Annotated in this window: 23 protein-coding genes, 5 tRNA genes and 2 pseudogenes; 11 read left to right on the forward strand and 19 right to left on the reverse strand. The window is 38.8% G+C overall.

Translation table 11 applies throughout. From position 1 onward, the window contains the following. Positions 1 to 7 precede the first annotated feature (7 nt). The 8 genes and pseudogenes from tnpA (at position 8) to HC723_RS10145 (ending at position 7,273) form a co-directional block, all read left to right on the forward strand. Complete coding sequence (tnpA, locus tag HC723_RS10110; RefSeq protein WP_190338981.1) at positions 8 to 331, forward strand: IS66 family insertion sequence element accessory protein TnpA; 324 nt, start codon at positions 8 to 10, stop codon at positions 329 to 331. Continuing rightward, positions 328 to 537: an IS66 family insertion sequence element accessory protein TnpB gene (gene tnpB / locus HC723_RS10115; protein WP_190338982.1), complete on the forward strand. Its 210-nt coding sequence runs from the start codon at positions 328 to 330 to the stop codon at positions 535 to 537. The genes tnpA and tnpB overlap by 4 nt, the downstream gene beginning before the upstream one ends. 202 nt (positions 538 to 739) lie before the next feature. After that, positions 740 to 2,283, forward strand: a pseudogene (tnpC, locus tag HC723_RS10120) (IS66 family transposase). Between the two features lie 444 nt (positions 2,284 to 2,727). Further along, on the forward strand, positions 2,728 to 3,597 hold the full coding sequence (locus HC723_RS10125) for a thymidylate synthase (protein WP_190338983.1): 870 nt from the start codon (positions 2,728 to 2,730) through the stop codon (positions 3,595 to 3,597). Then, on the forward strand, positions 3,587 to 4,138 hold the full coding sequence (locus tag HC723_RS10130) for a DUF84 family protein (RefSeq protein WP_190338984.1): 552 nt from the start codon (positions 3,587 to 3,589) through the stop codon (positions 4,136 to 4,138). The genes HC723_RS10125 and HC723_RS10130 overlap by 11 nt, the downstream gene beginning before the upstream one ends. 27 nt (positions 4,139 to 4,165) lie before the next feature. Next, the gene (locus HC723_RS10135) at positions 4,166 to 5,455 is read left to right on the forward strand and encodes an amidohydrolase family protein (protein ID WP_190338985.1); all 1,290 of its coding nucleotides are present in this window, start codon (positions 4,166 to 4,168) and stop codon (positions 5,453 to 5,455) included. Continuing rightward, a complete protein-coding gene (purN, locus tag HC723_RS10140) occupies positions 5,452 to 6,069 on the forward strand; it encodes a phosphoribosylglycinamide formyltransferase (protein WP_190338986.1) in 618 nt (205 codons plus the stop codon). The genes HC723_RS10135 and purN overlap by 4 nt, the downstream gene beginning before the upstream one ends. Next, the gene (locus HC723_RS10145; RefSeq protein ID WP_190338987.1) at positions 6,062 to 7,273 is read left to right on the forward strand and encodes an MFS transporter; all 1,212 of its coding nucleotides are present in this window, start codon (positions 6,062 to 6,064) and stop codon (positions 7,271 to 7,273) included. Before purN ends, HC723_RS10145 begins: the two co-directional genes overlap by 8 nt. A 36-nt stretch (positions 7,274 to 7,309) precedes the next feature. Here the strand turns inward: HC723_RS10145 and HC723_RS10150 are convergent. Then, positions 7,310 to 8,242: pseudogene (locus tag HC723_RS10150) on the reverse strand (IS30 family transposase). 344 nt (positions 8,243 to 8,586) lie between these two features. Here HC723_RS10150 and HC723_RS10155 point away from each other — a divergent pair. Next, positions 8,587 to 8,982, forward strand: coding sequence for a GNAT family N-acetyltransferase (locus HC723_RS10155; protein WP_190338988.1), 396 nt, complete (start codon positions 8,587 to 8,589; stop codon positions 8,980 to 8,982). A gap of 94 nt (positions 8,983 to 9,076) precedes the next feature. On the opposite strand, the gene HC723_RS10160 is transcribed toward HC723_RS10155, so the two are convergent. The 14 genes from HC723_RS10160 to hinT all read right to left on the reverse strand — a co-directional run bounded on the left by HC723_RS10160 (position 9,077) and on the right by hinT (position 18,549). Then, a complete protein-coding gene (locus HC723_RS10160) occupies positions 9,077 to 10,285 on the reverse strand; it encodes an integrase domain-containing protein (RefSeq protein ID WP_190338989.1) in 1,209 nt (402 codons plus the stop codon). Between the two features lie 164 nt (positions 10,286 to 10,449). Continuing rightward, positions 10,450 to 10,523: transfer RNA gene (locus HC723_RS10165), tRNA-Cys, on the reverse strand. Between the two features lie 81 nt (positions 10,524 to 10,604). Next, positions 10,605 to 10,680 (reverse strand) — tRNA-Gly (locus HC723_RS10170). Positions 10,681 to 10,711: 31 nt separating this feature from the next. Beyond that, positions 10,712 to 10,798: transfer RNA gene (locus HC723_RS10175), tRNA-Leu, on the reverse strand. Positions 10,799 to 10,912: 114 nt separating this feature from the next. Then, positions 10,913 to 10,988 (reverse strand) — tRNA-Gly (locus tag HC723_RS10180). Between the two features lie 26 nt (positions 10,989 to 11,014). Then, a tRNA-Cys gene (locus tag HC723_RS10185) sits at positions 11,015 to 11,088 on the reverse strand. A 475-nt stretch (positions 11,089 to 11,563) separates the two neighbouring features. After that, positions 11,564 to 11,839 carry a hypothetical protein gene (locus HC723_RS10190; RefSeq protein WP_153447268.1) on the reverse strand — a complete coding sequence of 92 codons (276 nt, stop codon included), beginning with the start codon at positions 11,837 to 11,839 and terminating at the stop codon, positions 11,564 to 11,566. A gap of 544 nt (positions 11,840 to 12,383) precedes the next feature. Then, positions 12,384 to 13,673, reverse strand: a complete 1,290-nt coding sequence (locus tag HC723_RS10195) for an NAD(P)/FAD-dependent oxidoreductase (protein ID WP_190338990.1) — start codon at positions 13,671 to 13,673, stop codon at positions 12,384 to 12,386. 402 nt (positions 13,674 to 14,075) lie between these two features. Continuing rightward, positions 14,076 to 14,615, reverse strand: coding sequence for an alpha/beta hydrolase YcfP (ycfP, locus tag HC723_RS10200; RefSeq protein ID WP_153447270.1), 540 nt, complete (start codon positions 14,613 to 14,615; stop codon positions 14,076 to 14,078). A 169-nt stretch (positions 14,616 to 14,784) separates the two neighbouring features. Further along, positions 14,785 to 15,681, reverse strand: a complete 897-nt coding sequence (locus tag HC723_RS10205) for a phosphotransferase (protein ID WP_190338991.1) — start codon at positions 15,679 to 15,681, stop codon at positions 14,785 to 14,787. A gap of 43 nt (positions 15,682 to 15,724) precedes the next feature. Next, positions 15,725 to 16,315, reverse strand: a complete 591-nt coding sequence (gene lpoB / locus HC723_RS10210) for a penicillin-binding protein activator LpoB (RefSeq protein WP_153447272.1) — start codon at positions 16,313 to 16,315, stop codon at positions 15,725 to 15,727. Positions 16,316 to 16,326: 11 nt separating this feature from the next. Then, a complete protein-coding gene (locus HC723_RS10215) occupies positions 16,327 to 16,719 on the reverse strand; it encodes a YcfL family protein (protein WP_153447273.1) in 393 nt (130 codons plus the stop codon). Continuing rightward, complete coding sequence (locus HC723_RS10220) at positions 16,716 to 18,101, reverse strand: COG3014 family protein (RefSeq protein WP_190338995.1); 1,386 nt, start codon at positions 18,099 to 18,101, stop codon at positions 16,716 to 16,718. The genes HC723_RS10215 and HC723_RS10220 overlap by 4 nt, the downstream gene beginning before the upstream one ends. A gap of 97 nt (positions 18,102 to 18,198) precedes the next feature. Then, entirely contained in the window at positions 18,199 to 18,549 is a 351-nt protein-coding gene (hinT, locus tag HC723_RS10225; RefSeq protein ID WP_153447274.1) for a purine nucleoside phosphoramidase, read from the reverse strand. 426 nt (positions 18,550 to 18,975) lie between these two features. Between hinT and HC723_RS10230 the strand changes: the two genes are divergently transcribed. Further along, positions 18,976 to 20,136, forward strand: a complete 1,161-nt coding sequence (locus tag HC723_RS10230; RefSeq protein WP_153447275.1) for a Card1-like endonuclease domain-containing protein — start codon at positions 18,976 to 18,978, stop codon at positions 20,134 to 20,136. A 131-nt stretch (positions 20,137 to 20,267) separates the two neighbouring features. Here the strand turns inward: HC723_RS10230 and udp are convergent, their stop codons facing one another. The 3 genes from udp to HC723_RS10245 form a co-directional block, all read right to left on the reverse strand. Further along, entirely contained in the window at positions 20,268 to 21,038 is a 771-nt protein-coding gene (gene udp, locus HC723_RS10235; RefSeq protein WP_153447276.1) for a uridine phosphorylase, read from the reverse strand. Positions 21,039 to 21,319: 281 nt separating this feature from the next. Beyond that, positions 21,320 to 21,736 (reverse strand): CBS domain-containing protein, encoded by a 417-nt coding sequence (locus HC723_RS10240; RefSeq protein ID WP_153447277.1) that lies wholly within the window; start codon positions 21,734 to 21,736, stop codon positions 21,320 to 21,322. Between the two features lie 136 nt (positions 21,737 to 21,872). Further along, a complete protein-coding gene (locus HC723_RS10245; protein WP_190338992.1) occupies positions 21,873 to 23,411 on the reverse strand; it encodes a bifunctional GNAT family N-acetyltransferase/carbon-nitrogen hydrolase family protein in 1,539 nt (512 codons plus the stop codon). 199 nt (positions 23,412 to 23,610) lie between these two features. Between HC723_RS10245 and HC723_RS10250 the strand changes: the two genes are divergently transcribed. Continuing rightward, the gene (locus HC723_RS10250; RefSeq protein WP_153447279.1) at positions 23,611 to 24,798 is read left to right on the forward strand and encodes a sugar efflux transporter; all 1,188 of its coding nucleotides are present in this window, start codon (positions 23,611 to 23,613) and stop codon (positions 24,796 to 24,798) included. A gap of 47 nt (positions 24,799 to 24,845) precedes the next feature. Here the strand turns inward: HC723_RS10250 and HC723_RS10255 are convergent, their stop codons facing one another. Beyond that, positions 24,846 to 25,976 carry a GGDEF domain-containing protein gene (locus HC723_RS10255; RefSeq protein ID WP_153447280.1) on the reverse strand — a complete coding sequence of 377 codons (1,131 nt, stop codon included), beginning with the start codon at positions 25,974 to 25,976 and terminating at the stop codon, positions 24,846 to 24,848. Between the last annotated feature and the right edge of the window lie 154 nt (positions 25,977 to 26,130).

Here is a 26,130-nt window from a genome sequence, read left to right on the forward strand (position 1 = left end):
TTTGAATATGGCACAACGACGCACTAATCAAGAATGGCAATCTTTGCTCGAACAATATGAGTCGGCGAATTTATCGCAGAAGGTGTTCTGCGAACGTCACGAACTGAGCCTTTCTACTTTTCATGCCAAACGTCAACAATTACGACGGATTAACGAAATAACTCATAGTGGTTTTGTGCAAGCCGAGATTGTTGAAACCAGAACACACTATCAAGCATCTCAACCCCCTATCGCTACTATGACGTTATCGGTGAATCATAATATTGAACTGAGCGTACCGACAGGTACGCCAGCCTCTTACCTTGCAGAACTTATTGGAGCATTAACATGAAAAGAATGCTCAGCGCGCCCAATATTTATTTGTATCGAGAGTATGTCGATTTTAGAAAATCCATTAATGGCCTTACGGCTATTATCGAATCTGATACCAATTTCCCTTTAAGTTCTGGGGCACTATTCCTGTTTACTAATAAGCAACGCGATAAAATCAAAGTCTTATATTGGGATAAAACAGGGTTTGCACTGTGGTATAAATGACTGGGAAAAGCCAAGTTCAAATGGCCATCTCAGGAGAAAAATCAGATATTTTCACTGACTGATTTTGACTCAGAACAGCTGTTATCTGGCTTTACTATAATTGGCCATAAATCAATAAAAATCTATAATTTCACAATGAGTTAATCTGAATAGCAGTAAGAAAAACCAAGGTTTTTCATGATGTTTTTAGTATAATCAACCCATGAAAAAGATGACCGACATTAACCCTGAAAGCCAAGATATCACCGAGCTGCAAGCGATGGTGAAGGCTTTAATGTCGGAACAAAAAAGTTGGCAAGAAAAGGAATCGCAGTGGCAACAGGAGCGACAATCCTTAATTGAACAATTTAAACTGGCGCTTGACCGCCAGTTTGCTAAACGCTTAGAATCATTGAAACCTTATGATGAAGCACAAGGTGACCTCTTTAATGAGGTCGAGTGTGAAGCTGCCAAAGCGGAAAGTGATGTTGTCATTACCACGGCAACGACCACAAAAAAACGAGGTAAACGTCAACCGTTACCAAAAGACTTACCTCGTGAAACCCTTCTTCTCGATCTTGATTAACATGATAAACAATGCCCATGTTGTCAGCATGCTCTTCACCGGATCGGTGAAGACCGCAGTGAAAAGTTAGAATTCACCCCAGCAATATTAAAAGTGCTCGAGATAGTTCGTCCGAAATACGCTTGTCGCTAATGTGAAGAGAAGTCTGAAACAAGCCAGATTTATCAACATTCAACTCCGAATAGCATTATCCCTAAAAGTTTTGCAACAGAAAGCCTACTGACCAATATCATTTTAGGAAAATACCAATACGCACTGCCGTTATACCGCCAAGAGACCTTGTTCAATCAATCGGGCATCGACTTGTCGAGAACGACGATGGCAAGATGGGTAATCCAAGTAAGCGAGAAATTCAAACCGCTTTATCAAGCTTTGAGAAACCACTTGCTAGCTCAAACGGTCATTCAAGCGGATGAAACACCGCTCAATGTACTTAGAGAAAACAAGCAGTGTTATATTGCTCAGGAGCGGATTCCCCACAAGCCACATTGGCAGAGACAAAAAATATCGTCTTGTTCGACTATCAAAATAGTCGAGCTAGAGCGTACCCTATGGACTTTTTAGGGAATTACTCCGGTTATCTGCAAAGTGATGGCTATGGGGCTTATGATGGTTTATCCAAAGTGGTTAATGTTGGCTGCTTTGCCCACGCTCGTCGAAAACTTATGGATGCGAAAAAGCTTCAAGGCAAAGGTAAGGCAGGCAAAGCAGATATGGCGTTGGCTCAAATCCAAAAGTTGTACGCACTTGAGTCAAGATTAAGAACTGAATCGGTCGATAAACGGTGGGCAGAGAGGCAACAGCATGCCAAGCCTATGCTTGATAAATTCCATGCGTGGTTAACGACGCAAAAAGTTATCGAATCCAGTCCTTTGGGGAAAGCGATTAAGTATACCTTAGGCCAATGGCTTAAGCTGGTTCGTTACATCGATGATGGTCATTTATCTATCGATAACAACCGAGCAGAGCGTGCAATAAAATCGCTGGTGATAGGTAGAAAGAATTGGTTATTTTCCAACAATAAAAATGGAGCAGACTCTAGTGCTTTGCTGTACAGCATTATCGAGACAGCAAAAGCAAACGGGTTGATAATTTATGATTACATGGTTCAGTGTATGAAAGAACTAGCAAAGCCAGTCCCTGACATCGATTCACTTCTTCCTTGGAATTTTTCACGCTAAAACGCCCCGTGAGATTATGGGGCGCTTACGAAGTAGGTGATGAATAAAAAATGATGTTAAGAAAAAGAATTAGTCGATGGAATATCACCATATACAGCCCATACTGATTAGCATGTAACTGTTACATGCGTTGCATTGGAATTTGAACCATCAAAGAACCATTACCAAGTAGCTTTAAAGAGAGTTGAAGCTTTATTTTATATTGAACCAAATACACATAATTATTATAGATGCCTCATTTTCTTCCTATTAGTATAAGTTTAAAAAAAACCAACGATTATCATGTATTCAAACCAAATCAACCATTATTCTTCGAAATTTAAGATTCCATTTTCAAATAAACCCCTTGTGTTTAAATTTGTGATTAATGTCACGTATGATTGTTTTTTAATACTTTACTCTTCTGTGAGGCATAAGTATCAAACTTGATATTAAAGGAAAATTATGAACTTAACTATTGCAGAGAAAAAAACAGAAATATTAAATACATCTTGTTTTACAACTATAAATAGTGATTCAATTGATGGACTCGTGAAAAATGGAATTTACCATATATTAACGTTAGGTGAGAAAATATCATCACGAGCAGGAGATGCCCTACAGGCATATGGAGTTACTTATGAATTAAACGATCCTCAAAACCGCCTTCATAATATTAGACAAGGTGCTGTTACATATCTTTCTCGTGAACTTTTAGCTTATTTTAGTGGAAGCCTTAAAGCTAATGATGGGCTTGCAAAAGCTTCAAAATTTTGGATGACTCTCATTGATAAAGATGGAAATGTAAATTCTAATTATGGATACTATGTTTTCTATGAGCCTGTAAAATCATATGGAAATCAATATAATTGGGTTAAAGAAGTACTCCTAAAAAATAAAGACTCTAGGCGAGCAATTATTAACATCAATCAAAATTATCATAAATCAGAAACTAAAGATTTCCCTTGTACAGTTGGCATACAATTTTATATAAAAAGAAATAAATTATTTTGTGAAACAATATCTCGTAGTACGGATGTCATAACTGGCTTACCTTATGATATGGGATTTTTTTCTTTTATTCACGAATTGTTGTGGAAAGACTTAATCGAAAGTGGAATGCCTAATCTTGAGCTTGGAACAACTGTTATGAAAACGACATTTACTCAAATATATGACAAGACGCTTTTAAAGGCTAATGAGGTTGTAGAAAGTACTAATAATATCTCAGAAAGAATGCCTCCTATTGATTCTGCAAGTGAAACATTATCTGATATTTTCACAGGTAGTGATCATACAAATATTATAAAATGGATTAAGTCTCATGCAGAATAAACAATTATCTATCGCTTTATGTTCAAATAATGAAGCAAAGGTTTCAGCAGCAAGAGGTATTTGCTCTGAATTATATGCTAATTTTAGTTTCATTCATCATAATGTGTCTTCTGGAGTGAGTGAAACACCTGAAACTGATGAAGAGGCCATCCAGGGGTGCCATGTACGAATAGAAAACATGGAAAATAACTATGAAGATAAATTTGATTTTATTATTGCTCTTGAAGGATTAATAGAAAAAAAATCTTTTGGAAGTTTTGTTTATGGATGGGCAGTTATAAAAAATATAAAAAACAATCAATATTATTATGGTTGTAGTGGAAAGGTTATGCTTCCTAAAATAATATCATCACGCCTTTCAAGGGATATAAAACTATCAGATATAGTATTAGAAGCATACCCTAGTATCACTAAATCAAATATGGATAAACTAGGTACTAATGGTGTTTTGACAAATGGATTATATACGCGTGTTCATGAGTTTGAAACTGCCCTAAAGTGCGCATTTGGTTCTGTTTCCGTTGATAAATCATTCAGTTAATACATTTAGTATTTATAGGATTAACCTATGCCTAAAAGTTTTTTATTAAAAAACATAAGTTACCTTGATTCAAATACAATGAAGCTATCTAAAGGAGATGTTAGAGTTATTGATGGATATATTGTTTCTATTGATAAATGTCTGAATCCTTGTGAAAATGAAAAAATTATTTCATCTGAAGATACAATCATGTTACCAGGTTTAGTAAATGCACATTTGCACCCTAGTAAAGAAATTTATGGTTCTACTTTAGATTCTTCTCCTATTGATGTTGTTCTCGATTCCGTTCATAAAAACAACGAATTAGAAAGTTCAGATGGGCAATATATTTCTTCTCTTAAATCTCTAATGAGCGCTTTAAAAAATGGAGTAACCACATTTGGTGTGTTTACTAGCCGAATTGAAAGTGATGTTCTAGCAGTACGTCAAATAAGGTGTCGTTGTGTTATAAATTTTTGTCAGAATAATACATGGATAGGTAGTGGAAAGAGCCCGAAAAATAAACCCGTGGAAGTGATTATTCAAGAATATTTAGAAGCTGAAAATAAATATCAACAAGAATTGATTACTTTGTCTCCAGCAACGGCTTCCGAACTTTCTGCTGATGATACTCTTTTAATAAGGCTACATGAGCTTGCTCACATCCAAAATAAAAAATTTACCCTGCATATCCATGAAGGTTTACACCAAGTTAAGTCACATAAAAATGAATATCATATTAGTGGTATTGAACGATTAGATAGCTTAAATATCCTCGACAAAAATACGACTCTAATTCATAGTTGCTATCTTTCAGATAAAGATTTAGAACTTCTAAAAATAAGTGGATGTAATATCATACACTGCCCTGTAAGTAATAGCTTTGTTGGGGCAGGGACTTTACCTTTAAGTTCTTTATTACCGGATGTTACAGTTGGTATTGGTACTGATGCTGCAATGGTTAATCCTGCAAATGATCTAATTTTTGATGCCTTTTTCAGTCTTTATCATCATGGCGATTCTGATTTTAGTCGAAAAGTTGATGCCTCAACAATTCTTTCTATATTAACAGAAGGGGGTGCTAAGTCTTTAGGTATATCAAATGTTGGCCGAATTGAGGTAGGATTCAAAGCAGATTTTATTTTTTTCAATATAAATGAAATTGATACCGGTTATATAAATACACCAATATCATTGCTAAATATGTTAAAAAATGAAAAACCTAGTCAGGTAATTGTAAATGGTGAAACAATTATTAATCACGGAATATTCACTAATAAATTTTTAAACAATAATGATTTGAAATTTTCTAAATTAAGAAGGATGATAATAACATGAAAAAAGTTGCTTTTTTATTCTCAGGAAGAGGGAGCCTTCTAACATCTGTGCAAAGAGCAATTAAGGATTGTGATGTTGATGCTGAGCTTAGTCTTATTTTAACAAATAATCATAATTTTTCATCAGATGATAATCCAATTTTTTCAAACTTAACAACTATTAAAGTCAGTCACCGTGATTTTATGGAGCGCTCTGAATTTGAAGATAAAATTGCAGAATATCTAAATAGGTCTAAGGTTGATTTGATTATTCTTGGTGGTTTTCGTCGTATTTTTTCACCAGGATTTGTTAAAAAATTTGGTCATAAAACAATGAATACTCACCCTTCGCTACTTCCGGCGTTTCCTGGGGATAAAGCACAACTAAAAGCACTACAAGCTGGCCTTAAGGTAACAGGGGCAACATTACATTTTATTAATGATGAAGTGGATGCTGGCCCGATCATAGATCAAGAACCTGTGAGAATTACTAGTAACATGACAGAGTCTAGTCTTCGTGAAGTAATTATAGATGCAGAAAAAGAAATGATATACCGAGCAGTTTATGCTTTTCTTGAAGGAAAAATAGAGCTAATTGACAATCAAGTTATTTATGAAGAGTGTACAAATGTATAAAATAAAAAATGATATAATTGCTGCAAGTCTTATTGCAAGTATACTTTTTCTTGCAATTGTAAGCCTCGGACTATCTCTTGCTATATTACCTTTGTATGTAAATAAAGTATTGGGGTACTCTGCATTTTATGTTGGCCTAGTCGTAGCCACCGAATCAATATCAACTCTACTTTCTCGTGCTTATTCTGGTCGTTTTTCTGATAATCATGGTCCTAAAAAAGGAATGATTGTTGGACTTTTCTTAACAGTCTTTGCAGGTTTATCATGCTATCTAGCGTTTGCATTTTTAGTTCCTGGAAAAGCTTCATTTGCTATCATTATTTTTTCACGACTTATTATGGGGGTCGGGGAAAGCCTGATATTTACTTGTAGTGGGACTTGGCCCATTGGTCTTGTAGGAAAGAAACATGCTGGAAAAATTATGTCTTGGGTTGGCATCGCAATGTTTCTTGGTCTGGCGATTGGAAATTACTTAGGCACATGGTCTTATTATAACTCAGGAATCAATTTCTCTGCTTTAATCATGAGCTTATTGCCTTTATTAGGTTTTATTATTGTTATGCTTGTAAGACCTGTAGATGTCCATCCTGAAAAAAAACATGCGACGCTCTTATTTGCAGTTAAGAGAATATGGAAAGCTGGTTCAGGGTTTTCACTAGCTAATATTGGTTATGCCGCTATCACAACATTCCTAGTTCTTTATTTTATAGAAAATAATTGGGGAGAGCACGCTGCTCTTGCACTTGCGTTATTTGGAATTGGATACGTAATATCAAGATTGACTCTTGGCTGGAAAGCTGACAGTTTCGGTTTGAAAATGACTTTATTTTCACTTCTTATTGAAGCAGGTGGATTATTATTGATTGGTATATCATATGAACCTTATATGGCAATGTTAGGATCGTTCCTTACGGGGTTTGGCTTATCTATGGTATACCCATTACTTGCTCTTCCAGCTTTAAAAAGCATGCCAGATGAAAATATAGGACTTGCTCTTAGTACTTATGAATCTTGCTTTGATATTGGTATTTTATTTTCAGGTTTTATAGGTGGAATAATTGTATCTCTATTTGGATATTCCGCAGTATTTATCTTCGCATTTTTATGTTGCATAATGGGATTGTATTTCGCAATACTTGCTTATCGTCAGGTTTCTTTATCAGAACCTGATACTACATCTAAGCCAAAACCCACTTTGGTATAGACCCGAATTCAACTCCGAACTGCGACATTTGTAATATCAAGCAACCAACATCATTTTAGCAAAATGATGTTGGTTGCTTGAACCCTAAACACTTCTTTGGACGATAATTTATCCGAAGTTGGGCTCGCTCAACTTCATCATAACTCACCGACCGTAAATCTGTTCCTTTCCTGATATATTGTCTCAACAGGCCATTAGCACCGCGCTCCCAAGAACTATAAGGGTGAGCAAAATACACATCGGCTTCTAAGGTTTGAGCTATTTCCATATGAACAGCAAATTCTCTGCCATTATCGGCCGTTATAGTATGAACAAATCGTTTGAATGGCCGTAAGAAGTCTATCGTCGCTCTGGTCACATCTTCTGCTGATTTTGAAGACACTTTTTTTACTAAATAAAACCGTGTGGCTCGCTCTAAGATTGTGACAATAGCGCCCGTACCATGTTTACCAAGAACTGTATCAATTTCCTAATCACCAAAACGTGTACGATTATCGACATCTTTGGGTCTTTCATCTATTGAAATGGCATTTTTTATTGCGGGAGCTTTATCTTTCTTGCCTCTTCTATGGCGTTTATGACCTTGGCGTAAATGACGAAACAGTTTACCGCCTTGACGTTTATTGCAGACAATAAAACGGTAAATCCATTCATGACTGACTTTTTCTCCAATACGAGTAAGAACGTGAGATATTTGCTCTGGACTCCAGTCTTGCGTTATTAAAAACTCAATAAATTCCACACGTTGTTGCGGTATTCGATACTTAGATGCGTTTAATCGCTTTACCTTAGATAGTTGCTGGGCTGTATCTGGCGAATACTGTTCTTTTGTACCGCATCGTCTCAACTCTCTATAGAGAGTTGAGCGGTGACATTTTATGGTTTTGGCAATTTCAGAAATTGAAATTCCCTGTTCTAAAAGGGCAGAAATCTGGTATCGTCTTCCCTCGTCAACTGCTGATAATTCATTGTAGTCCGCTTGTTTCTTTGGCGAGAAGAGCGTACCACTTTCAGCAGTTGGCTTCCTCTTCTACACCATTCCATGAATGTCGTAGTTATTATCTGAAATCAGGCACATTCATTGTACTTTGCGCTTCCGCAATATCAATGACCCCATTCACAGACAAACGTGGCTAAGCTGGTGCGGTATATTCATGCTCACAAATGGCGTTAGCATTTGCGGTGAACTCGATAGTATGTAATGCTGTTGAAATACTAGGAGTAAGCTATATAGTTCTTCCTGTACTGGGCATATATCTATTCAGGAAAATGTAAAGTGAACAAGATCACGTAATTTCAGGAGTTAGTTCCTCATGATTAATTATCGTCATAACTATCCTTTAGATCCTCATGACGTTGCTAGACTCTTCGACTCTTCAGGTATTATCCGACCTAGCAATGATATTCCTCGTATAAAACGGATGTTAAATGGGGCCAACTTAACATTTTCGGCTTGGGATGAAGATAAACTAATTGGTGTCTGTCGTGCACTAACAGACTTTAGCTATTGTTGTTATTTATCCGACCTAGCTGTAGACGCAAAGTACCAGGGAAAAGGTATAGGTAAGCATCTTATTAGCATGGTTCAAGAAGCTATTGGTGAAGAAGTGTCTTTAATATTGCTTTCAGCCGCTGGAGCTATAAACTATTATCCACATATCGGTTTATCGAAAGCTGACAATGCATTTATTTTAAAGAGAAGCCGATAATTTATAGTTCTAAATAATGTGTGTTTGAAGGGGGGATATTCTGTTAATACCCCTCCCTAAAGATCGGTTACTGTTGGGTTTTTATTGATACTGGTTAAATCTTTATAGCTTTGGCAATATGATGACTCCACCATTGCATCATGTCTCGACGTTGCTCAACGTACTGACTGCGGTTATAAGCGGCTCGCACTTTATTCTTATCAACATGCGCTAATGCTGCTTCCACCAAATCCCCTGTAAATTGAGGTTGCTCATTGAGTGTTGTACTCGCCAATGCTCGTAAGCCATGAGAAACCAACACTCCTTTAAATCCCATCCGTTTGATTGCCATGTTAGCGGTTTCACTACAACAATGACGACTGGCATCTTTATAAGAAGCAAATACAAAGTCACTGCGACCATGTCCATTAATCGCTTTCATTTCTTGTAAGATAGTCAAAGTTTGTCTAGTTAAAGGAACAATATGATCACGTTTACGTTTCATACGCTTTGCTGGAATCCGCCATAGTTTGTCATCCCAATCAATTTCATCCCAACGCGCCCCAGCGGCCTCTCCCGGGCGCACCATGGTATGAAGTTGCCATTCAATCAAACAACGCGTGGTAAAGTGAATACGAGCGCGTGAGAGCGCACGCATTAAGTTGGGTAACGCTTCTGGTGGTAAGGTTTTCATATTTTCCGTCTGCGGCTTTTTAAACGCCTCTTTAATGTCAGTTAATGGATTAAATTGAATCAAACCACTGTTACGTGCAAACTTCATGATGTCATTTAAACGCTGACATAAACGGCGTAGTGCTTCTAAATTACCCTTACGCTCTAGAGGCTTAAGGGCTCGAATGGCAAGTTGTGGGGTAATATCTGAAATAGGTACAGCACCTAATGATGGTAGAACATGTAGCTCTAAAGATCGTTGGATGCTAGCAGCATGATCTAAAGAAACCATGGCCTTTTTTATCTCAAGCCATTGATGCATAACATGACTTAAGGTTGTATTTAAGCGAATTTCTTCTTGATGATTAGATTGATCACGATGGGTTTTAGGATCGATACCTTGTTCAATTAATTCGCGAGCTTCTCGTGCTTTTTCACGCGCTAACTTCAAAGAAGTGATGGGGTAACTTCCAAGCGTAAAGTTGACACGCTTAGACAAAATAGGATGGGTGTAGTTAAGGAGCCATGTTTTGGTTCCATTTACTTTAATGCGAAGGCGTAGGCCATAACCATCCGATAAGATATATTCTTTCTCTTTTGGTTTTGCGTTCTTAATTTGGGTTTCGTTTAGTGGTTTTACTTGTTTTGCCATGATGGTACACCGAGTCGTTTAAGATAACGACAATGTACCCAATGATGTACCTTTTAATCTAAGCACTACAGCAAGCAATTAAGACATTAAGAGACATTAGAGCCTGATATTGCTAGATTTTAGGCATAAAAAAAGACGTTCTAAGACGTCTATATTTATGAGTTTGGAGGCGCCTCCCGGAGTCGAACCGAGGTCCACGGATTTGCAATCCGCTGCATAGCCACTCTGCCAAGGCGCCATTATTTTTTACTCACCATGATAATTTGATCATAGTGTTTGAATTAAAAAGCCCTAACATAACTGTTAGGGCTTAGTTATTTGGAGCGACACACGAGGCTCGAACTCGTGACCTCAACCTTGGCAAGGTTGCGCTCTACCAGCTGAGCTAGTGTCGCGTTGCTGTATTGCTACAGACTTTTTAATAGATGGTGCCCCGGGCCGGACTTGAACCGGCACAGCGCGAACGCCGAGGGATTTTAAATCCCTTGTGTCTACCAATTCCACCACCAGGGCACGCAATTCTTATTGCGATGCGCCTAACTGAAAAGTTAAGACACCATCTTGATATTGAACTCACATTCAATATCGCAAACTTCTACCATCGCTACGCAATGACATATTAATTTTTGGAGCGACACACGAGGCTCGAACTCGTGACCTCAACCTTGGCAAGGTTGCGCTCTACCAGCTGAGCTAGTGTCGCGTTCCGTTGTAACTCATCAAAGTAATTGGAGGCGCCTCCCGGAGTCGAACCGAGGTCCACGGATTTGCAATCCGCTGCATAGCCACTCTGCCAAGGCGCCTTACCTTGTAGATTCACTTTTCACAACCATTCAGACTGTGTGAAGTTCCTCTTGAGTACGGGGTGGCATTTTACGGATTCCGACAGGTACGTCAACACTATTTTTTAATTTTTAATTCGTTTGCCGACTTTATAAACAAAAACCGTTAATTTGGTCAAATTTCTAGCAAAAACGAGGTGTTAACAGCTTATAATATGAAAATTATATTGCTTTGCTTCCAACGTCTTTCTGGTTAAAAACAGGTTAAACACGAATTCTAGCGTTTTCCCTACCTCTTAGATCACCGTGTAATCCTAGTACTACACTTATTATCTGTATCCAAGCATATCGATTCAGCTCTGGTTATCAATATCTAACATGCTTTTTTAGCTATCACTCTTTAACACAAACATTCACACGGAAAACAGGTCATTTCCCCTAAAGCAGAAGATGACCAATTTGAGTTGCGAGTAAGCCTTTAGTGAGCAATAAATATCTACCTAAATACAGATAAGGTTTTTATTCGCCCATCAAGATATTTTTCAGGAATAATTTCTGGGGGATGTGCAAACCACACTTCTTTTATCCCTCCCGAGCGAGAAACGGACTTAATTCGTAGTTTTTTGATGTTATAATTTTCCATCAACTCGCAAGCTAATATATCAGGATCGAAATTTTCTGTATCACACATTCCAATATAGATATCTTTATTGATGATTTCCTTTGGATGCAAAACATAACAACCGAACACTTTATGATCGAATATAAACATTTCACACTTGTTGCCAAAATTACCGCCAATCTCAATTTTTTTAAACTTGGCCTTATAAATAGTGCCATTTTATTTTTATTGCCGGCTTTCCCTCATCCCAGTAATAGTAACCTGTGCCATCACCTGTTATTTCGATATTTTCCCATTTAGGTTCTTTTGATTCGACTATATCATCCTGAGATGTACACGCTGTCAATCCTATTAACATCGCTAACAATAGCATTACTCTCTCTAGCTTCATCCTTGTTTTTACTGCATTTTATCATATCACCCTTAATTTAAACGCAATGACACTACCGAAATCAAAACAATTTATCAACATTGAATTTACTTTACTTTTACATTTGTGACGAGGGACTTTTTAACTATTACAGTCGCGATAAACTCATTGCTTTTTATAAAACGGTAACTATTCCATCGACAATCCATATCAAAAGAATAAAAGTCAAAATTAAAAAAGGGGGGGCTGCGTAATTCACAGATCCCCCTAACTTATTAATCAAATATATGATTAGATATTTTATAATGAAGCTTAGTTTAACATTTAGTGCAATTTCAGGTTTGGTCTTAATACCCGGTTAATACGGCCAACTAGCATCATTAAGCCGGTTTTAAAGCAACCATGTAATGCCACCAAGTGCATCCGATATAATGAAATATAGACAACACGAGCAATACGCCCTTCTATCATCATCGAACCTTTAGTTAAGTTGCCCATTAAACTGCCTACCGTCGAAAAGCGGCTCAATGAGACTAATGAGCCATGATCTTTATACACGTAATCTTTAAGATCATGGTCGTTAATTTTAGCTACGATATTATTGTAAGCTCGACTGGCCATTTGATGGGCAGCTTGCGCGCGTGGCGGCACAAAAGATCCATCGGCTTGCTGACAAGAGGCTAAATCGCCAATGACAAACACATTTTCATCACGTGTGGCTTGCAGAGTAGACTTAACAACCAATTGATTAATGCGGTTTGTTTCAAGCCCTGCGATATCTTTCATAAAGTCAGGCGCTTTGATCCCTGCTGCCCACACCATTAACTGAGCAGGAATATGCTCACCATCTTTAGTGGTTAAACCATGTTGATCCGCTTGAGTGACCATAGTCTGAATGCGAACATTAACCCCTAGCTTCACCAGTTCGTTATGTGCTGCGCCCGATATACGCGTGGGTAATGCAGGTAAAATTCGCTCACCCGCTTCAACCAAATTAATGTTTAATTTACTAGAATCAAGGTCTTCAAAGCCGTAGGTATGTAATTCTTTAATGGCATTATGCAGTTCTGCTGAAAGTTCAACGCCGGTTGCGCCGCCCCCTACAATCGCAATATCAACTTTGCCTTCACCATGATGTGCATGCAATTTTAAAAACAAATTGTTCATTTCTTTACGGAAAAGATGCGCTTGTTCTGGGCTATCCAAGAAAATGCAGTGGTCACGTACACCTGGGGTATTAAAGTCGTTAGAGGTTGAACCAATCGCCAACACTAAAATATCGTATTCAATTTCTCGACTTGGAATTAATAATTCATCGTGTTCGTCACGAATTTCACTCAATGTGATTTTTTTACTATCACGATCGATAGCATTGAGGCTGCCCATTTGAAAATCGAAATGATGATTTTTTGCATGCGCACGGTAGCTTAATGCATCCACACCTTCATCTAACGAACCCGTGGCAACTTCATGCAATAATGGCTTCCAAAGGTGGCTGGTTTTACGGTCGACCAATGTAACTTCAGCACGACGTTTACGTCCTAATGTACGACCTAGCTTTGTCGCTAACTCTAAACCACCAGCGCCTCCACCAACAACTACAATCCGCGTCATTTGACACTCCTAAATGATAATAATAAAACAGGCTTGTTTGGCATTAATCGATTATCTCGGTAACCGACAAATGCCAATCCAATAAATTTGGGTCTTTCAATACTAAAAAGGAGTATTCCAGTCTACAGTCTTCATCTTGTTTCGCCATTTTGCTTTCGATAACAGCAGCAACATAACGATAAGTAAAGAACCTATAACTGAGAAAGAAAATGGGTCGTATTGATTGATATAGATCGTTATTTTATTAAGTTATCATAGTAAACATCAAAAATTTGATCTGGCTCATTATATCCACACAAAAATTAGGATCAATAAAAAAGGAGGAAATCGGTATGAATAATATGGCAGAAACAAAAAAAGAGCCAATGCCAGCTCTTTTTTTGTACGAAAACAGATGATTTTCTATTTTGCTTTGAAGTTTTTTATTTGTTGTAGGTGCTGTGAGATTTTTTTAAATTTATGCCCTTCTTTCTCATCCCATACGATAGTGTAATACGGAGAAAGCGCTTCATTGGTTAGATTACTATCACGAATATCATCGGTTTTAGACAAAATCACCAAACAGTTGTCTTTGTTTTTACTTCGGAATTCACTGATGCATTTAGTGGCAATATCAGTATATTCTTCAGGGCGATCTATTCGTCCTTGCATGTTATCTTCTGGTGACAAGTTGGGATTAAAAATCACTTGCTTAATATTGCATAAATAGCCAATGCGTTCCGACCAGTATCCACCTAAGCCTACACCACAGATCAATGGCGCATCATCCTTGCTTTCTTCAACCAATTTAGACACTTCTTTTAGTAAGTGCTGCATATCGTGTTTTGGATGTTGGGTGCTGTAATTTACAAATCGCACATCGCTATCAATAAATTGAAGTTGCAGTACTTTTTCGTGGTTTCCCGGGCTTGTACTGTCGAAGCCATGTAAATAAATTATCATTGAACCATCCTCAGTTCTTGAATGTGCACTTTCCTTTAATCACTTCAATCTACCATGATTATTAAGGTTTTAAACGGCTGATTGTGTATTTATTTTTCTATAAAGTAATAAAAAGTGATCTGTGTTGCTTGTTTGGTTTAAACGACAACCTAAAACTACTCGCCCAAACTCAATAACCATCTAATTCTAATTGATGATTCAATATTTTAATCGCATCTTTATCCGATTGTCTAGCATGAAGATTAAGTGCAAGTTGATGCCATAACATTGCCATAAAGCGTAAATACGGTATCCATTGATTGACTAAATTAAACCACTGCTTTTTATCGATATCTTGATGACTTGCATAGCTTTCAACACTTTTTAGTACATCAAACTGCCCCGCCAATACGCTTGTGGCTAAATCGACTATCGGGGTTGAAAGTGCAGCGTATTCCCAATCAATTACCACCACGCTCGAATCTGGCTGTTGGATCATATTATAGATCCCTAAATCAAAATGGCATAAACACTGTGGTGCGAACGCTAAGCTCCGCGCGTATAAAACATTCACTTTAGAAGAGAAATAGTCTAATCGTTGTCGCTGGAGTGATGTGCGCTGATGTGGCGGAAGTTGTTGCCAATAACCTTCAATACAGGCTTGATAATCAAATGTATTAATTGAGGCTAAATAAGATGTATCAGGGATTGAATAGAGATGTAGTTTGGCTAACGAGTGCATAACATGACGCTGCGATTCATCGTGGCTAGCGCAGTTTAGATTTTCACCCTCTACCCATTCAAGTAATAACCCTTGCTCGAGTAAACACTCCACTTTCGGAGAGAATGTGGCAGCTTGCAACGCGTGTAATATCTGGTATTCATCGGTACGGTTTAACGACAGTTGTGCGGTAGAGGCTGAGTAAGGTCGCCATACAAAGTGTTTGCCGCAATCGGTGGTTATTTTCCAGCATTGATTGGTTAAACCACCGGTCAGAGCTATCGCGCTCACCGGTGGTTTGGTCAGATGTTGCAGTAGCGCGCTTAAATTTGGCTCTTGTTTAAGCGCTTGTTGCCAACTATTCATAACCATGTCTATCGACAACTTCTGACATCTTTAAGCACTGACATTACATGCCAAAGAAGCTTTTAGACTCTTGCTTACGGATTTCGGTTTCATCCGCCCATTCAATCAGACCGGTTTTCAAGTCCATTAAACGCATGGTCATTTTGTAGTAAACATCTTTGTCGCTGCCGGCTTCTTTTACAATGCTAGACAGATTGCCGTACAGCATGTATTGCGCACCGACCATTTGACCGAACTTGATCGCGCTGCTTTGGTCTACAAGTTGATCATTATTTTGGAAGTTCAGTTGCTTACGCACGGTTTCCACTTTATCCATATCAACAAAACGGAATTTACCCGAGTTTAGCATTTTAGTACTGACCGAATCGGTAACAGATTCTGTATCAATATGCTCACTGGTTTTGTTTTTAATGTTATCGACAAACACAATCGGACGGCTGTCTTTGGTGATCGCGGCAACCGAGCCTGACGCTAACATGCTATCGACCATTTCATTGGCGATTTTTTGTAGATCGGTTGAACCGAAATCGACCGTAGTGGTTTCTGCTGCATTGGCATCACCATATTCTACTTTATTCGCACAACCGCCTAACACGACCGCTAGACTTAATAATACTATGGTACTTTTTTTCATTACAAACTTCCTTATTGATCTTGTGGGCGAATTTGAATACGAAACTCTTTCGCATTCGGGTTCACCGATACTTCAGATAAACTGATTGATTCTGAACCACGTAGGATAAACTGACGCCATGCACCTTGTTTGGCATTAACTTCAATTCCATCTTCATCATACCAGTAGAAGCGGTATTGAAGCTGTTGGTCACCTTTGTACTTGCTTTCAACTTGCACCACGCCGCGCGTATTGCCGTTCAAATTTTTGGTGCTAATATCTTTGATGCTTAAACGACTATCAAGCTCGCTATCACCATAAAGCACTTGTTGGCTGCTACTGTCTATTCTTAAACCCGAAGTATTATTACTTGAGCACCCTGCTAACGCTATGACAGCGAAACAGGCAATCATCCATTTTTTCATTCGATTTCTCCTAATTGCTTATGCCACATAGTAACTGAATTTCCCTGTCTTGAAACCCATACCAACATTCTCTGATTCGCTTTTACCGGTAATGTATAAGATTTTGCCCCTATAGTAACGGCGTGATCCCCTGCTGGTAAATTAATACTGCTGCTATACACTTTTCCTGGTAGCGTTTGCCAACTGCGGGTATCTGGTTGTTCGGTGGCGACATTCCAAATATTAACGATGATATTCGCAATGCCTGAATCATCATTTTTTGCCGCTTGATGACGCATTTGGTCTTTAACATATAAACGTAAACCTTGCTTTAATACCATGGCAGGGATCCGTTCCGATAGATCATTTTTTGCCATTACATTGGTATCAGCAAGTAAACTTGGTGTTAACGAATGTCCTTCTAATTGGATAGCATTAAAATGTTGGTTAGGAATGGATTTATAATATGGTAAGGTCACACTATAAATTTTCACTTGGTCACGGCTATTGAATAATGGCAGGTTTAAACGCCAGTTATCTCTTGCCGCTACGATCCCTTGCTCATCTAAAATAACCACTTGACCTTGGCCTTTCGGAATAGATTTCGGCTCGCCATATTGTTTGGTTAGCATACTTAGATCTTGGCGCATCCCTAATTGCTTCGCCACGCGCAGTGTTGCTTCAATAATTTGTTTATTTTCTGGGTAAACCGCCAGCGCTCGTTTGTAATCAATATACGCATCGTTTAACTGATCGCCAGCTTCATATAATGATGCCGATAAATAGAGTAAATAAGCATTTTGCACCGCTTGTAAGGTATTGCCGGCAGCGGGATATTTTGAAAGCACGCTACCCACATTTGGCTTTACACCGTTACTTGCCATATCAGCTTGAGCTTCTTTTAGTTCTTTTTCGCGGCGTTTTTGCGCTTTTTCCTGCACTTGATTGGCGCGACGCATTTCAACCAATGCCCCTGACAAATCATTTTGTTGTAAGTAGTTTAAGCCTAAATACAAATGCAAATAACCGAGCTCATAATCAGCCGGTTCGTAAGTGGTTAAATTATCATTAGTTGCTAACGAGCCGGCTTGATTGGCGCTTTCACTGACGGAAACCGTAGCACGTTGATCTAAGGTGTTGACCGCTTTATCACTAAGTTGTAAGGCAGAAAAACTATCGGGGTAGCGTTCAGCTAAGAACGTCACCCGCCCTTTCTCCATATTGCTCAAGATAGGGCCACCGACGTCAGACTCTTTTAACTCTTCCGCCGCCTCTTGATAGTCACCCACCATCACATTTTTGTAGGCATCGTGATTTTGCGCCGAATAATGACTAAACAAATTACCAGCAGATAAATTGGCACAGGCAGATAAAAACAAGGTTGCCACCAACACTAGCGCCATACGGCAATGTGACAGTGCGAAACCAAACCAATGTCTATTTACATTTAATTGTGATGTTTTTAATTTATTCATGTGCTTTTCGTTGCTAAACCAAAAATTAATTAACCAGCATCGGCCCTAACGGTTGACCACCAACTAAATGCATATGGATATGGTACACTTCTTGGCCACCATGAGCATTGCAGTTCACTATCAGGCGATAGCCATTTTCTGCAATCCCTTCTTGCTTAGCTAGCTTTTTAGCTACGGTAAATAAACGCCCCATTAAGGCTTCATCTTCCTCTTCCACATCATTGGTAGTTGGAATGATTTTATTCGGAATAATCAGGATGTGGCTTGGTGCACGCGGATTGATATCACGAAACGCCGTCACTAAATCATCTTGATATAAAATATCGGCAGGGATCTCTTTACGAATAATTTTACTAAATAAGGTTTCTTCCGCCATGTTGCTCTCCATGTGACCAGAACTGTATTGTCCACTCATAGTAATTAATACTTAAGTCTCAAGCTCAAAAAAATATCGATTGAACTTATTAGCTTAGCTTAATCATATACTATAACAATTTTGCGCTATTTTAACTTTTATAGATAAAATATCTGAGATAATTTCACTCTTAGGCTGAACCTCTGGGTATTTGTGCTGTCTATTTGGCTAACTCGATTGAAGAAATAGCAATAAGCACCATTAGCCTAACCGCTATCGGGTTAATTCATATTGAATACACTTGTAATTCAATGAGATCAGCCCCATATTGATTAAACGTAGTTATCTTTTTTTGTACCATTTTCCATAATTTCATTTTAGATGTACAGCAAAGATAATGACCCGTATTTTGATTAAAATGGCCAACTCGGCCCAGAAGGAAATGATATGGCGACTTGCATTGGTATTATAGACCAAGATCCTGTGAGACTAATTACTCCACTACTTGATAGCCGATCTGAATGCAGCCATATGATTTTTATTGGTGATCGTCGCCAATTTAAAATGTATGAAAGATTAGCTTTTGTTTTAAGCTATCGTGGATTAACCTCTGAATTTTTTGAAATCTCAAGTGTTGTTGATACTTCAGAAATCAAACGTCATGTTAAAAAACTTGCCGAGCAGCTTATTACACGTGAAAAGGTCATCAAGTTTAATGCCAGTTGTGGTTTAAGACACCGCCTACTCTCGGTTTATGAAGTTTTTCGCAGCTATAATTGGCCAATTTTTGTGGTCGAACCTTTTAGTGATAAACAGTGCTGGCTTTATCCTGATTCTCTTGAAGACCGACAAGTACAAGATCATATTCGCATCAGTGATTACCTGACTATTTTTGGCGCTCGCTGCGAATTTCCTGTCACCGAAATCCCCACCTCTTTAGATGCAAAGTTACACACTCTATGTAAACGCTGGGCCAATAATGCTTTAGAACTCGGCCCAGGTCTAGCCACCCTTAACTACCTCGCCACCACTTGTCGTAAGGAACAAAAACTCGATGTAGCCTTAACTGAAAAGCAGCAAGGTTATAAAGAACTCGATATGCTGTTGAGTGATTTAGTCGATATTCAATTAGCCACTTATGAAAACGGTACTCTCACCTTCCATAATGAAGATGCGCGTCGTTTTTCTAATGGTGAATGGCTAGAAAATTATGTGCACAATATTGTATGCGAAATCCAAGATGAGTTAACAACCATTCAAGACCACTCTTTAAACGTTCAAGTCTATCGTGAAATTGGTGATCGTGAGGTTCGTAATGAACTAGATGTTGCTACTGTGGTTAATAACAAGCTGCACATTATCGAATGTAAAACCAAAGGCATGCGTGATGATGGCGATGATACTCTGTATAAACTGGAATCATTACGTGATCTATTAGGTGGTTTACAAGCCCGCGCCATGCTCGTCAGTTTTCGTCCTATGCGACATAATGATATATCACGGGCACAAGATTTAGGTTTAGCTCTAATTGGCCCTGATGAGCTTAAAGATCTCAAAACTTACTTAACAAATTGGTTTAATGACGCAGGAGGCCAAGAAGAGTTATAACTAAAAAATACTCTTTTTTGGCAACCGTTTTGAACCATTCAAAATTTTAACTGAAAAAATGCCCTGACTTAACTCTATTTCTAGTTAAAGTCAGGGCATTTTTGTTTGCCTTAAACACTAAACAAAGATACTTACATCAACTTTGCAGCTGCACCGATCACAATTTGTAATGAGTTGTTCTCTGCCGCTTTGAGTTTTTCTTGATCTGGGATTTCCTCTTGACTGCGGTTTACAATCACTGCCGCCACACAACCTGCGCGTAAGCCTGAACTTGCACACATGGTAAATAAGGTCGCTGATTCCATTTCAAAATTTAATACACCCATTTTCTGCCACTCATCCATTGAGCCTTGCAAGCGAGAAAGCACACGACCAGAGAAAGTATCGTAACGCTCTTGTCCTGGGTAAAAAGTATCGCTTGATGCAGTAATGCCGGTGTGTACGACCGCGCCAGCTTCTTGTGCAGATTGCTTCATCGCAGTGGCAACATCAAAATCGGCAACCGCTGGAAATTCGATTGGAGCAAAATGCGAACTGGCACCATCAAGACGAACAGAGGCAGTAGTCACGATCATATCACCCACATTTAAGTGTGATTGGATCGCACCGGTTGTGCCAACACGTAAGAAAGTACGCACCCCAAGCTGGGCTAATTCTTCAACCGCAATAGACGTTGACGGACCACCGATACCGGTTGAACAGACCACAATTGGCTTACCATTTAATTTGGCACGAAAAACAGTATATTCACGGTGACTGGCTAAAAATACAGGCTCATCCATTAATTGTGCGATTTTCTCAACACGACCCGGATCGCCAGGAATGATGGCTAAGGTTGCGCCATTTAAGTCGCTTTGGTTAATGCCTAAATGAAATACGTTTGAAGAGTTCGATGCTGTCACGGATGACTCCTTACAAAAAATAGGTTGGTAAATACAACCGTTTTATTCAAAAAATTGCTTAGCCCTAATCTAGTCAATAACCGAGGACGATTGAGTGATCATGCTCACATCTATCAATGAGCGACATTAATGACATACATAGCTAATCGGTTGCCCTCTCATAATTGGCGCGCTGTGCATCACCACAAAATAGAACAAGCCGAATAATTATTTCGGCTTGTGTCTAAAGGCACTTATACAATCAGTGGCATTGTTGGAGCTTAAAGACTCGAAGCTTAAATCTATACTGGCTTTTTAAAGCAAGTATCATAATTATCACTGACCGCTTTTAACACTTCACGGCGTGAAATTATTCCCACTAGCTTTTTATTTTCCACTACTGGATACACTTTAGGTTTGCCAACTTCCATCATCTCGGCTAAGGCTAAAACGGACATTTCAGGGCTAATGGTCAGCGCTTCTCTATTCATGCAATCACCCACTGTATGAGTATCTTGGCAGTGGTAACTGACTTGCACTAAGCGATTGAGAAGATCTTGCTCTGATAAAAATCCGACGACTTCATGGTTATCGTTAATAACAGGCCCACCAATATTGATGGCATTTAATACTTTTTCCATCGCCGTTGACAGTGACATATCTTCGGTAAATGTCACTGCACGTGGACGCATATAATCTCGTACTTTTAAAGATGCCATAAGCACTCCTATCATTCATTATCTGTGATGGGCATTTTTGCTGCCCTAACTTAAGTGTCGTCTAATTTCTTGATTTTACTAAATGGATTTTAACTATTTTATCTATCGTCAAACTCAATCAATGATAATTTACGTTTTAAGCTTTAGGGTTGGTTTTTGTAAATTGATATAAATCTGGGCGACGATGCTTTAGGTTGGTCACGGAACCTTCACTGTGTAATAACTTCAATTTAGACAGATCCACATCGGCATAAATCATCATCTCGGTATTAGGATCGGCTTCGGCGATAATGGCATCATGGGGGAAATACACATCCGATGGTGAAAATACCGCCGATTGCGCATATTGAATGTCCACGTTGTCGACTCTAGGTAAATTACCAACGCTGCCACTTATCGCTACATAACATTCATTTTCGATCGCGCGCGCCTGGGCGCAAATTCTCACTCGCAAATAGCCATTTTTAGTATCGGTCCAAAATGGAACAAACAAGATTTGCACCCCTTGTTCGGCCAACATTCGGCCAAGCTCTGGGAATTCAACATCGTAACAAATCAAAATACCTACTTTTCCGGCATCGGTTTCCATCACTTTAACTTGATTGCCACCTTCGATTACCCAATCCCATTCTTCATGCGGGGTAATGTGGATCTTATATTGCTCTTCAATACTGCCATCACGATGCAACATATAAGCGACGTTATACATCTTGCCATCTTGTTGAACCGGCAAGCTGCCAGAAATAATATTGATATTATAGGTCACTGCGAGGTGCGAGAATCGTTGGATAATTTCGCCTGAATATTCACTCAAATAACGCATAGCCTCAACCGAGCGAAGATCTGGTGCCAGTCCCATTAATGGCGCACTGAAAAATTCTGGGAATAAGGCAAAATCGGACTGATAATTCGCTAACGAGGTAATAAAGAATTCTGCCTGATTCACCAAATCATCTAGCGACATCACATGACGCATTTGCCATTGTACCACCCCAATTCGGACAATACTTTTTTCATTTTGGTGGATTGATTCTAATTCTTCTTCATAAAAAATATTATCCCACTCAAGTAGCGTGCCATAACCTTGTGACTTTTCATCTTCTGGTAAGTAACCGCGCATCAAGCGTTTAACATCAAAATCATTGGAAAGTTGGAATGACAAAATTGGATCGTGCAGTTCTTGACGTTTCACTTTTTCAATATAATCGCTGACCTTCATTTGATCGGAATATTGTTGAAAGCCAGGAATTCGACCACCGGTTAAAATCGCTTTTAAGTTAGCGGCTCGGCATAATTCTTTTCGCGCTTCATATAAACGACGGCCTAAGCGCAACCCTCGATAATCTGGGTGCACAAATACATCCAAACCATAAATCGCATCGCCTTTAACATTATGTTGTGCAACATTTTTTAAATCGACGATATCGGTGTATTTATGTGGCAAAGAGAAACGCGAGTAATCGACTTTAATGGTTAACGCGGCGCCAATAATTTTGCCGTCATCTTCTAGGCAAATTTGGCCGTCAGGAAATTGGGTCACCAGTTCCATAATGGTGGACTCTGGCCAAGCGCCGCCCACATCTGGAAAAACCAAATCCATTAATGCCGCGAGCTCGTGATAATCTTCTGGGGTGACAATCCTAAGATTAAGTAACGGGGTATTATTTTCGTCCATTAGTATTCCTTCCTTGTATTCTTATTCCATTATGCAATCTAGATTAAAAATTTCCAGTGAGCAAACAAGGATTTATGAGAAATTCATTCTCTGTTTGCTTATTTAATCATCATTACCTCCACACTTATCAATTAGTGGTAGGTTTAGATTATTGATCTTGCTAAACTATCGGCGAATTTTTCTTCGACATGTTGCTATTATGAAACGCTTAATCTATTCGTTCTTTCCCGGTTCTCAACCCGATCGTATCACTACCTCTTTGCTCTTTAGTTGCTTCTTTGTTGGGATTGCAGGGGCTTTTACCGCGCCGGTAATGAGTTTATTCATCTCGGAAGAAGTTGGCGCTCGCCCATTATTGATCGGCATTTTCTTTATGGTGATGACCATTTCTGGCGTGCTAATCAGCCAAGTGATCGGTTGGTGGTCGGATCATGGTATTGATCGAAAACGCTTAATCTTAGTATGTAACATCATGGGCGCACTGGGTTTTATGATCTTTGCCTTCAACCGTAATTATTGGGTATTACTCGCCTGCTCGGCTATTTTTATTAGCACCACTTCTGCCTCTATTCCGCAAATCTTTGCTTTAGCACGAGAAATTCTAGATCGCAGCACCAAACCTTCCGAAAAATTCAGCACCGTACTGAGAGCCCAAATTTCCTTAGGCTGGGTGATTGGCCCACCGATCGCGTTCTTTATTGCCACTGGGTTTGGTTTTACTCAGCTGTTTTTATTAGCTGCATTTATGTTTGTTATTTTATGTATCGTGATCCACAAAACTTTTCCAACCATAGAGCCCACCCCTAAAAACCCAACAGAGATCGATGAATCGTTGTGGAAAGACAAAAATATTATGCTGCTCTCGATTGCATTCGTGTTTATGTATTGCTCGAATAATATGTATTTGATCAGTATGCCGCTGTACATCACGACCAATTTACACATGGACTCGGCCGTGGCGGGTTGGATGATGGGAACCGCCGCATTTATTGAAATTCCAATCATGTTGTTATGTGGCAGCTATGCGGCACGGTTTGGCAAAAAACCTATGATGATGGTCTCGATTGTCGCCGGTGCTTTGTTTTATGTTGGCATCATAGTCAACACCAGCTTAAGCGGTTTTATCGCGTTGCAAATTCTGAATGGGGTATTTATTGGCGTAACGGCGGCGCTTGGGATCTCTTTTTTCCAAGATCTTAAACCCAAGAAAATGGGGCAAGTTACCACTCTTTACTCTAATGCGATTAAAACCGGCGGAATATTAGGCGGCGCATTTGCTGGCAGCATAGCTGAGTACTTTGGTTTTCATGCGGTGTTTTTTGTTTCGGCAGCCATGACTCTTGTCGCCCTGTTAGCGATGTGGACGGTAAAAGAAGCAAAAGCCTAGCAGTAAAAAGCCATAAAAAAACCACAGTCAACGCTTATTCTTAAGCGCTAGACTGTGGTTATACTATTATTTTTATTGAAGGATGATAAGTCTAATATCAGCTCACTCTTACCTGATTTATGGGCTAATTGTTTCGCTTCATACATCTTTCTATCCGCACGATGCACTAAGTTTTCAATATCAAAACCATTCTCAGGTGAAATTTCGGCCCCACCGACACTTAATGTGATATCGAGTGGCTTGATTTTATCGAATTCAGCAAATAAGCGATCGCAATAAAAGGTCAAGTTTTCAACTTTGGTATTAGGTAATAAAATACAGAATTCATCACCGCCGTTACGCGCTGCAGTTTCTGCTTTGCGAACCGTTGATTCAATAGCTTTCGCCACTGCAACTAATACCTCATCACCGACTTTATGCCCATGGGTATCATTCACTTGTTTAAATTTATTAATATCAATAAATAGTAGTGAAAAATAACCTTCGCTACGTTGTGCTATCGCGGCATCTTTTTCAAGTTGTTCATAAAACGCGCGTTGATTATATAAATTGGTCAATGGATCTCGCATCGATAATTCAGTCAATTGACGAGTACGTAGCGCAACTTGGTCTTCTAAGCTTGCAGCATATTTTTCAAGTTGGGTATTGACGATTTCAACTTCATTTTGCAATGCCGCAATGTAAGTCTCAAACACAAATTGATTATCAAAATACAATAATTTACGTACCGCTCGTTTAAGCGCGAGCGAATCGATATCATACTCTCCTGCATTATCATCGATCATATCTTCAATTAATAATTGCAGCTGATTAATACCCGACAAATACAACTTCGGACTTAGGCCAATGCGGTGATGAATTTTACCAATGCGTAATCGCTTATCGACGTATTCAGATTGATAGTCTCCACTAAACAGATCCAATACATATTGGCTCATACTATTATGCAAATTACTTAACGTTTCTCTATCGCCAATAATTAAGGAGATTTCAGGAATTGAAGTTTGCAATATATAGAATTCATTAACCAGTGCTGGCACTAATGGTTCTACCCAAGAACGTGATGATTTAAGTAAATCACTATCTTGTTCTGTAAATCCCATAAAATACTTACGACGTTCAATTTCATGTTCGCCAATTCTTAATTGTTCAGACAATGTTTGATGTACTTGAGCCATAGTTTCGCTTCTCTTTAAACTTTGTATCTATTCTGGTCTAATCGATCTGGACACCTTGATTGTGGATAATACGATAATCAATCGAGGTGAATATGAATACAAAACGTCAATATCGAACTTATACGAAAGAATTTAAAGAAGAGGCAATCGGCCT

This window comes from Vibrio sp. S11_S32 (assembly GCF_014694465.1).
In the GTDB taxonomy this organism is placed as follows: domain Bacteria; phylum Pseudomonadota; class Gammaproteobacteria; order Enterobacterales; family Vibrionaceae; genus Vibrio; species Vibrio algicola.